We start from the raw sequence: 8,674 nt of genomic DNA on the forward strand, positions 1-8,674 counted from the left end.
CTCAAGCCACGTCACCACTAAGATCCGGCCTATGGACAACCCCATAGGCAACCGCTCCCTGATGCTGCGCTACATCCTGCTGGCCGTCGGCTGGCTCAGCGTGGCATTGGGGGTGATCGGTATTTTCTTGCCTGTTCTCCCGACTACCCCTTTCCTGCTGCTGGCCGCCGCGTGCTTCGCCCGCAGTTCGCCGCGTTTCTATCGCTGGCTGGTCGAGCATCCCCGGCTCGGGCCATGGATTCGCGACTATCTGGAGGGCAACGGCATTCCGCTCAAGGGCAAGGTCTACGCGATCGGGCTGATGTGGGCGAGCATCCTGTTCTCGTGTTATCTGGTGCCAATGCCGTGGGCGCGCGGGTTTATGTTGACCAGTGCGGTGTTGGTGACGGTTTATATCCTGCGACAGAAAACCCTTCCCAAGCGCTAAATCTCACCGCCGACCGTCCGTCGAATATCAGCCCTGCCCTGTCAGATCTGACAGGTGACGACTGCGCCGTTTCCATTCATAAATCACTCCGCTGCCCCTGCGCATCCCGGAGTCATTTCCATGCCCAAACGCAAGAGTTCCAGAGCCGGCAAACTCGTTCTTAAGCAACTCGACATTCCCGGTAAAACCGGGCCGGTGTCCCAGTCGCCGCCGGTTTGGGGGATCAACATAGCCGCCGCGCGGGGCAACTTTCCGCGTCAGGGTCTGCTTTGTCGCGCCGGGCCATGGACACCTATGACGCAGGGTGATTCGGTGAAGGTGTATTTGCCGAAGGGTGTTGAGGTGTTGCAGAAAATCGTAGGCCCGGGTCAGGAAAATACGACACTTCAGATGTTCATACCTTCGGCACTGATCGACGAAGGCTTCGCCGAAGTTTCCTACAGTGTCAAACGCGTAGGCCAGGCAGAGGAGCCATCTGAAGACATACAAGTGCTGGTCAAACTCACGCGTCCTGCCGGTCACGACGACAACGCTGAACCCGGTCATTCCAAGCTGATCTTCAGCATCCCGCCAGACATCCTCAACGGCGGCATCGACAAGGACAACGTCGCCGCCGGGGTCCCGATCACCATCGAACGCTATCCCTTCATTGCGCCGGGCGACGTCATTCAACTGAGTTGGGGAGGTATTTTCGTGCTCAGCTCGCCGCTGACGCAAGCTCAAGTCGACGGCACTGCGCCGATCATTGTGCACGTCAGTGAGGCGGTCATTCGTGAGGCTGAGGATTCCGATGATATTGGACTGAGCGTGGTATTCGAGGTCTATGACGAGGTCGAAAACCGTTCTGAAGATTGGAGCATGCCGCAGCGGGTTGTGGTGGCGATCGATAAAACCCGGCTCGAAGCACCGATTCTCAAAGAAGCGCTGAATAACGTGCTGGACGTCGACAAACTGAACAACGCCGATGGCCACGCGCAGGTCTGGGTCACGGCCAGTGGCTCGTTCAAGCTTGGCGATATCCCGATTATCAGGATCAAGGGCACTCCGGTGGAAGGCGCGCCAATTGATGTCGAATTCTCCGGTAAAGCATTGATCAGCGTGCCGATCACCGCTGAAATTCCGATCCCTTTCGCTGTGCTGCAACAATTGGTCAAATCACAAATCGCTTTGTCTTATCGCCTGAAAAAAGCCGACGGTTCCGCCGACTTGCGCTCAAAAACCCAATTCCTCAGCGCGATCGGTACGGTTCAGCGGCTGGTAGCCCCCAAAGCACTGGATGCAGTCAATGGTGCGCTCGACCCGGCACTTAAACAGGTACGCATCGAGATCCCTTTCGACGCCTCTTTTGCGGCCGGTCAGGCGATCAAACTGTTCTGGCTCGGTACTCGCCCTGAACTCATTCCGCACCTGCCGGATTTACCTTTGCGCCCGATTACCAACGGTGACATCAGCGCCGGTCTTCCGCTGCTGATCAACGTCGACGGTGCGCAGCTGACCCCGATCATCGGCGGCACACTGGAGCTCTACTACCATCTGCTGATAGAGGATGGCGTGCTGCGGACCCTGAATCACGTCAACGCTACGCACGCTGTGCGCGAGTCGGAACATGCTGACATCCTGCGAGTGGGCGAACCCCGGCTGGAATTGCCGGAACCGGAGGTTGCCGGTGTAGTCGACGGCGCACTGCCGCCCGATACCAACGGCACTACGTTGACGGTGAACTACCTGAGTACGGCCAAGGGTGACGAGGTGATCTACGAGTGGCACGGTTCGAAAATCAGCGACAGTGATTCGGTGACGCTGAGCTCGCTCACGGCCGGGCAGCCTGTGCAGTTCAACATCAAAGCCGAGTTCATCAAGGGCAACGAAGGCGAGACCGTGTCTGCGAGCTATGACATAAAGCGGGCAGCTGGGGGCACGAGTTATTCGAATCCGTTGGCGTTCAGAATCGGGGCAGCACTGGAAAATCCACTGCCTGTGGCGCACTTGCCGCAAGCCACAGGCAGTGGCGCCAACGTGACGCTGGCACCCCTCGATGCCAAGACGGGCGTAAAGGTCCTCGTGAATTACTCGGGAATGAACGCCTCCCAATTCATTCAATTGACCGTGACCGGCACGCCCGGAGCCGGTTCACCACCGATTGCCGGTAAGCCGGGGCTGGACAGTGGCAGCGTTGAATTTCTGATTCCTCCTGAGGCACTCGCGGCAAACATTGGCAATGCTGCGAAAACCTTCACGCTCAACTACGAAGTAACTCAAGGCAGCCTCAAAATTCCGTCCCTGTCGCTGACGGTAACGGTAACGCCGCTTCCGGCGAGCGAATTGGATAAGCTTTCTATCTTGCAAGCAGTCGGCGATGAACTGGATATCAGCAAGGTGACGGCGGGCGCCACGGTTAGCGCGGGTGTGTGGGCGTTCATCCAAGTGGGGCAACCGGTATGGCTGGTGCTTATAGGAACGAATGCACAGGGTGAGGAACACATCCTTGTAGTTTGGAAAGTGCCGGGCGCAGCGGTCAATGCGGGCTGGATTAGTGCAGGTAAATATAATCAGGGCGTGTATTACGATTACTTTAAGGAGTTGGCCGACGGTAGCGACCTGGAATTGCATTTCAAGGCAGCACTGACTTCCAGTCAGGTCGAAGCGGACGCGATTGTGGCGCCGGTGAAGACTTATAGGATCAAGGCTGTGGCGGACGTGAAACCGGTGATCACCTCGGTTATCGACTCCAAAGGCATTGCGATCCCTCAAAACAGCCTGACAGTTGATCCCAACGTCAAAGTCAGCGGCACTGCGGCACGCAATCAAACCATCCTGATTTACAACAACGGTGTGAGTACTGCATTTACCGCGATAGCGGATGATCTAGGCAACTGGAACCGGGATTTGACAGGTCTGGCACAGGGCGACTGCAACCTTACTGCTGTCTCGCAATACGGCAGTAAACCGGAATCGCCGCCTTGGAAAATCACCATCACGCTGATGGTCACGCCTACGATTACCTCAATCAAGGACAGCCAAGGTGTCGAGATTCCTCATGGAGGAACAACGGTCGATACCCGTGTAATCCTGACCGGTACGGCGAGCAAAGGGCAAACGGTTGATGTGCTGGATGGCACCGTGTCGAGAGGCAAACCACCCGTAGATCCGACGACTGGGGTTTGGACGCTGGACGTTTCGAACTTGAGCATCGCGGCGCACAGTTTTACCGCGAAGGCTGAGTACGGCGCGGGGCCGGTATCAGCGGCGCGCACCTTAACTGTTTTGGCACTTGTGACGCCGGTGATCAACTCGGTCAAAGATTCAAAAGGCATTGCGATTCCTCAAAACGGCCTGACTGTCGACCCCAACGTCAAAGTCAGCGGCACTGCGGCACGCAATCAAACAATCCTGATTTACAACAACGGTGTGAGTACTGCATTTACCGCGATAGCGGATGATCTAGGCAACTGGAACCGGGATTTGACAGGTCTGGCACAGGGCGACTGCAACCTTACTGCTGTCGCGCAATACGGCAGTAAACCGGAATCGCTGCCTTGGAAAATCACCATCACGCTGATGGTCACGCCTACGATCAACTCGATCAAGGACAGCAAGGGTGTCGAAATCCCTCATGGTGGAATCACGGTCGATAACCGCGTGATCCTGACCGGTACGGCGAGCAAAGGGCAAACGGTTGATGTGCTGGATGGCGCAGTGTCTAAAGGTAAACCGCCCGTAGATCCGACGACTGGGGTTTGGACGCTGGACGTTTCGAACTTGAGCATATCAGAACATAGTTTTACGGCCAAAGCGTTGTACGGGGAACAAAGCATATCAACACAGTGGAACTTCAAGAATTTACCGCCAGAAGAATTTGAAAACTTCGAAAGTGCAGCCCCAGGAATAATTCAGACTTTAGACCTCCATGCAATGTATATTCGTAAAACCGGGTCAGGCAATGGCGTCCTGATACAAGTCATCACTTACGCCCCTCATATTACGGGAAAAGCATTGAGGTTACCTTGGGATCAGGGAGTGGATATCACGCTCAAGAACTCAGCAACAAAAATAAGATTCGGCTTCAAATCATTGAATATTACTTGGTTTAGTATTAAAATTTTTGATGATAACAACACAAATAAATCTTTTAGCATAATTCCCTACCCCCCGAATTACGCTGATTGGGCCGAGTTCTTTTTCGATGACCGAAGAAGAATTAAAAGAATAACAATATTTGCACAATTTCACGTAATCAAGGACGCAGGTTTCATCGATAATTTCACCATCTTCTATTAATACTAAAACCTCACAAAGAACACGAGCCAATAGACGACAAATAGGGACAGTAATGAACGACAAAAGGGATAGATTATTTTTCTGGAATAGATCTGTCCCATGCAAGCATTCGCAGATGCGGCGAGCCCGGCTATTACGCCGCAACCGACACTTAATCTACGGGCACCAGATTATCGAGAACCTGATTGACGGCCAGTTCACCCAACATCACAACCTGCGCAATTCCCAACAATGTCCTGCGATGAGTGCCCTCAAGCATCCCCGCCAGGTCGTTGATCATCACGCAAGCCGAGCCGAGGCTTTCGCTGGCGTCGGCCAATAGGGGTTCGTTTGCGCTGGCCGGGTTGACCATGAACAAGCGGTTGGGCACGTAGGGGGCGGCCATGATTTCGGCGGTGGGTGGGCCAAGATAGTGGTCGAGCGCGCGCTCGGCGGCTTCGTGGAATTTCTTTGAATCGGAGGATTCGTAGGGCGATGCCGGATCGGTGGTCGGCGGGTTTGGTGTAACTTTGAACATGAATGCTTTCCTCAAACGAGGCTGCGTTCATTCTCGCTGCTAAACGAAATGGAGGCAGCTGTACGCAAGTTAGCAGACCGGTAAGCATTCAACCCGGCGCACCCGAAGATGCCATGCGCACAGCCACCATTTAGTGCAGGCGAATGAGCGCCTGACTGAATGTCACTTGTGCAACCGTAAAATGCATACCGGGCTGCTAAACCCGATCACTGGAAATCAGTGACCCGATCCAAGTTACCGACCCACCTCCAGGCGCACAAGCCGGCGGATTCTGTCTTACGCGTAGGCAATGGCGCAACGTTTTGTGGGCCTCAGGACGTAACACCCGATGTCTTTTAAACACGCACGTAAACAACGCTGATTGCCTACGCCGATTGGCGAATCGTCCGATAGGTTCCGTCCTCAGCCCTTCGACCGTTCGTCTCAAACCCACCCTCCCCTGTCAGATCTGACAGTAGCCAATCCCTATTACCTGATGCCCAATCAGAGTACTCGCCACGACCGCAAAAAATGGCGTCAAACCCGAAGCAAGGAACCTTCGCCATGCCCGTCCATTCGCTTTTTCTGTTTCCTCAGCCAAGTGAGAAAAACACCACGATGGCCCTCCGCCCGCCGTTGCCCGCGGGCATGGTCGAGCCTGTCGTGGATGGCGATGGCGGGATCAATATTGCTGCCATCACTGATCATCCCCAGGGTTTGTTCTGCATCATCAATCCTTACCTGGGAATGAGGGACGGTGACCGACTTGCCGTTTACTGGGAGGACAACCAGGCCTGCGCGATCAATGTCAAACCCGGCGACGTCGACAAGCCGTTGTACTTTTTTCTGGATGTGACCGATTTCAAGTCTGGCTGGGTCGAGAGGTTTTACTACGTACTGACCCGCGCCGGGCAAACCGTGCCGGATGATCCGTCCGTGGCCTTGCGACTGCTGCTCAAGTTCCAGAGACCGGCCGGGGTCGACAAGACCCCCCATCTGCCAGGCCATTCGGAATTGCAAAGCGCACAGTTGCCGCCGGAGTTGATTGAGCAAGGCGTCGTTGACGCGGAATGGGCACTGAACGGTGTGCCTGTAACGATTGCGCCATACCCGTTTATCACCGTGTACGACGTCATATTTTTTTATTGGGGCAGGCACCGCCTGCCGCCCCATATCGTCACTCAGGATCAGGCCGACAAGAAGCAGCCGATTGTCATTACCGTCGATCAGGCCGCGATTCTGGCCGGTGGTGACAGTACGGCGCTGAAGATCATGTACCAAGTGCACGACCGGGTACTGAACTGGGCGTCGCAGCCATCCCAAAGCACGACGATCGCAGTGAAAGCTGGCGGTTGGCGGCTGCCGGGGCCGACGATCAAGGAAGCGGTCAACGACATCATCACCATCAAGAACCTGAATAAGCAGCCTGTCACCGTGCAGGTCGGCCTGACCGCCACAGACTTCGCACCGGGTGACACCGTCGAAATGACCTGGGTTGGCACGACGTTCGACGGCACACAGCTGATTCACACCGAGTCGAAAGACATCAAAAGTGTTCCGGGCATTCTTGAGTTCAGCGTTCCCTACGAGCTCGTCAAAGCGATTGCCATGGGCCGCGCGGAAGCATCCTTCGTCCTGCACAAAACAGACGGCACACCAGCGCAATCGTCCAAACGCACCTTTGCCGAGGTGGTCGGTGATGTATCAACGCTTCCTGAACCGAAGATCCGCGAACTGGTGGGCGATACGCTGGAGCCGGACGTACCGCGGGCGACAGTTGACGTGCGTTACCCGGGCATGGCCAGCGGCGACCTGATCAACCTGATCTGGCTGGGCACAGACGCCGATGGCAAGCCCTACCTGCACGAACAACAACACACCGTCACTCTCAATGAAGCGCAAGCCAATCTCGTCACGATTTACATCGACAGCAAGCACGTCAAAGCGCTCGTAAACGGCACGCTGGATCTGTCGTATCGGGTGAGCAACGACGACGTGATGCTGTATGGCGTCAGAGAGTCAGAACGGCTGCTGGTCCTGGTGCAAGTCATCGTCGCAACGTTGCCGGCACCCAAAGTACCGGAAGCGATCAATGATGTACTCGACCCGGAAAAAGTCGAAAACAACATTACCGTACGAGTGGATTTTCCAGAAACCAAAAAGGGAGACATTCTGACGTATTACTTGAATGGGCCTCGCGCCAGTACCAGTGACTGGCTACCCATCACCACGCCCACTGAGGGCAAAATCTTGAATTTTCGGGTCGACGCCCGTTATGTTCAAGACAATATCGGCCAAAACATCAAGGTGTTTTATTCACTGTGGCGAGCGGCGCTAGAGCGTTTCGAATACTCGCCTACGTTGATACTGATGGTTGGCGAAACGCTGGGTGAGTTGCCCGCCCCGACGGTGACCCAGGCACCGACTGGCACGCTCGATCCGATGGCAGCACTGAACGGCATAGATATCAGCGTCAGCTTTACAAACATGAAACCTGATCAGGACATCATCCGACTTATATTTCAGGGCACGCCCGGCGCGGGATCGTCCGAAGATCAGAAACTGCCAGGGCATGAAAGTGGCACCGTCGTCTTCCCCCTGCCGCCATCGGTGGTCGGTGCCAATATCTCCAAAAACGTCAACGTCCAATATGAGGTGATACGCAACGCGCAGGCGACGCTTTCGAAAGTGCTGGATCTGAAGGTTTCAGGTTTCCTGGATCCGGAAAGCCAACTGCCGCGACCTCAGGTGCTGGAGGCGGCGGGTGGCATTCTGGATTTGACGACGCTCGCCGGTAACGCCAGCACACGGGTTGCCAAATGGCCATTTAGTGCGCTCAAGCAACGACTCTGGCTGATCTTCGAAGGTGAGACCCAGGACGGCGCAGTTCACCGCATCAACATGCTCAACGGTGTAGAAATAACGACCGGGCAAGTCATTGACGGACTCCATGAAGTACTCCTGCGCAGTGAGCTGATGAAACTGGGGCATGCCACTTCAGCGAAGGTGATCTGCAAAGTGGCGTTTGACGGCGGGACAGTAGAATCAGCGGCGCTCGTGTTTCCCATCCAGCAATTGACCGTCAGAACCCGTCATGACTACGTGACGCCAGTGATCAGCGAAGTGAGCGATTCTCTTGGGCAGATTCCGGAAGGGGGTTCGACATTCGACAAACAAGTGACTATCAAAGGTACTGCAACCCGAGGTGAAAAAGTTGCGCTGTTGGACGGCAGCACTCAGTTGGACGTTGTAGAGGTTACCGCTGATAGCACTTGGAGCAAGTTATTTTCGGGGCTGCAGTTAAAGCAATATCAGATCATAGCGTTTGCCTTGTATGACGCTGATCCGGTCGCTAGTCCACCGCGGACATTTACAGTTGCGCAATCCGTTGCACCGACCATTGCCAATGTCACCGATTCCAAAGGCACTGTTGCGCATGGCGGTACGACGTTCGATCGCTCTGTCACCGTCAC

At 55.2% G+C, this 8,674-nt stretch carries 4 protein-coding genes; 3 read left to right on the forward strand and 1 reads right to left on the reverse strand.

The window, feature by feature from the left end; translation table 11 throughout:
• Positions 1–31: 31 nt before the first annotated feature.
• Both ACIP1X_RS06855 and ACIP1X_RS06860 read left to right on the forward strand, forming a co-directional pair.
• A complete protein-coding gene (locus ACIP1X_RS06855; RefSeq protein ID WP_400750689.1) occupies positions 32–427 on the forward strand; it encodes a YbaN family protein in 396 nt (131 codons plus the stop codon).
• A 120-nt stretch (positions 428–547) separates the two neighbouring features.
• A complete protein-coding gene (locus ACIP1X_RS06860; protein ID WP_400750552.1) occupies positions 548–4,705 on the forward strand; it encodes a hypothetical protein in 4,158 nt (1,385 codons plus the stop codon).
• Between the two features lie 151 nt (positions 4,706–4,856).
• Here the strand turns inward: ACIP1X_RS06860 and ACIP1X_RS06865 are convergent, their stop codons facing one another.
• Positions 4,857–5,222, reverse strand: coding sequence for a DUF6124 family protein (locus ACIP1X_RS06865; protein WP_400750555.1), 366 nt, complete (start codon positions 5,220–5,222; stop codon positions 4,857–4,859).
• 543 nt (positions 5,223–5,765) lie between these two features.
• Between ACIP1X_RS06865 and ACIP1X_RS06870 the strand changes: the two genes are divergently transcribed.
• Positions 5,766–8,674, forward strand: a 2,909-nt coding sequence (locus tag ACIP1X_RS06870) for an Ig-like domain repeat protein (protein ID WP_400750558.1), incomplete at its 3' end; no start/stop codon positions are given.

The organism is Pseudomonas sp. NPDC088885, from assembly GCF_044750025.1.
In the GTDB taxonomy this organism is placed as follows: Bacteria; Pseudomonadota; Gammaproteobacteria; order Pseudomonadales; family Pseudomonadaceae; genus Aquipseudomonas; species Aquipseudomonas rustica.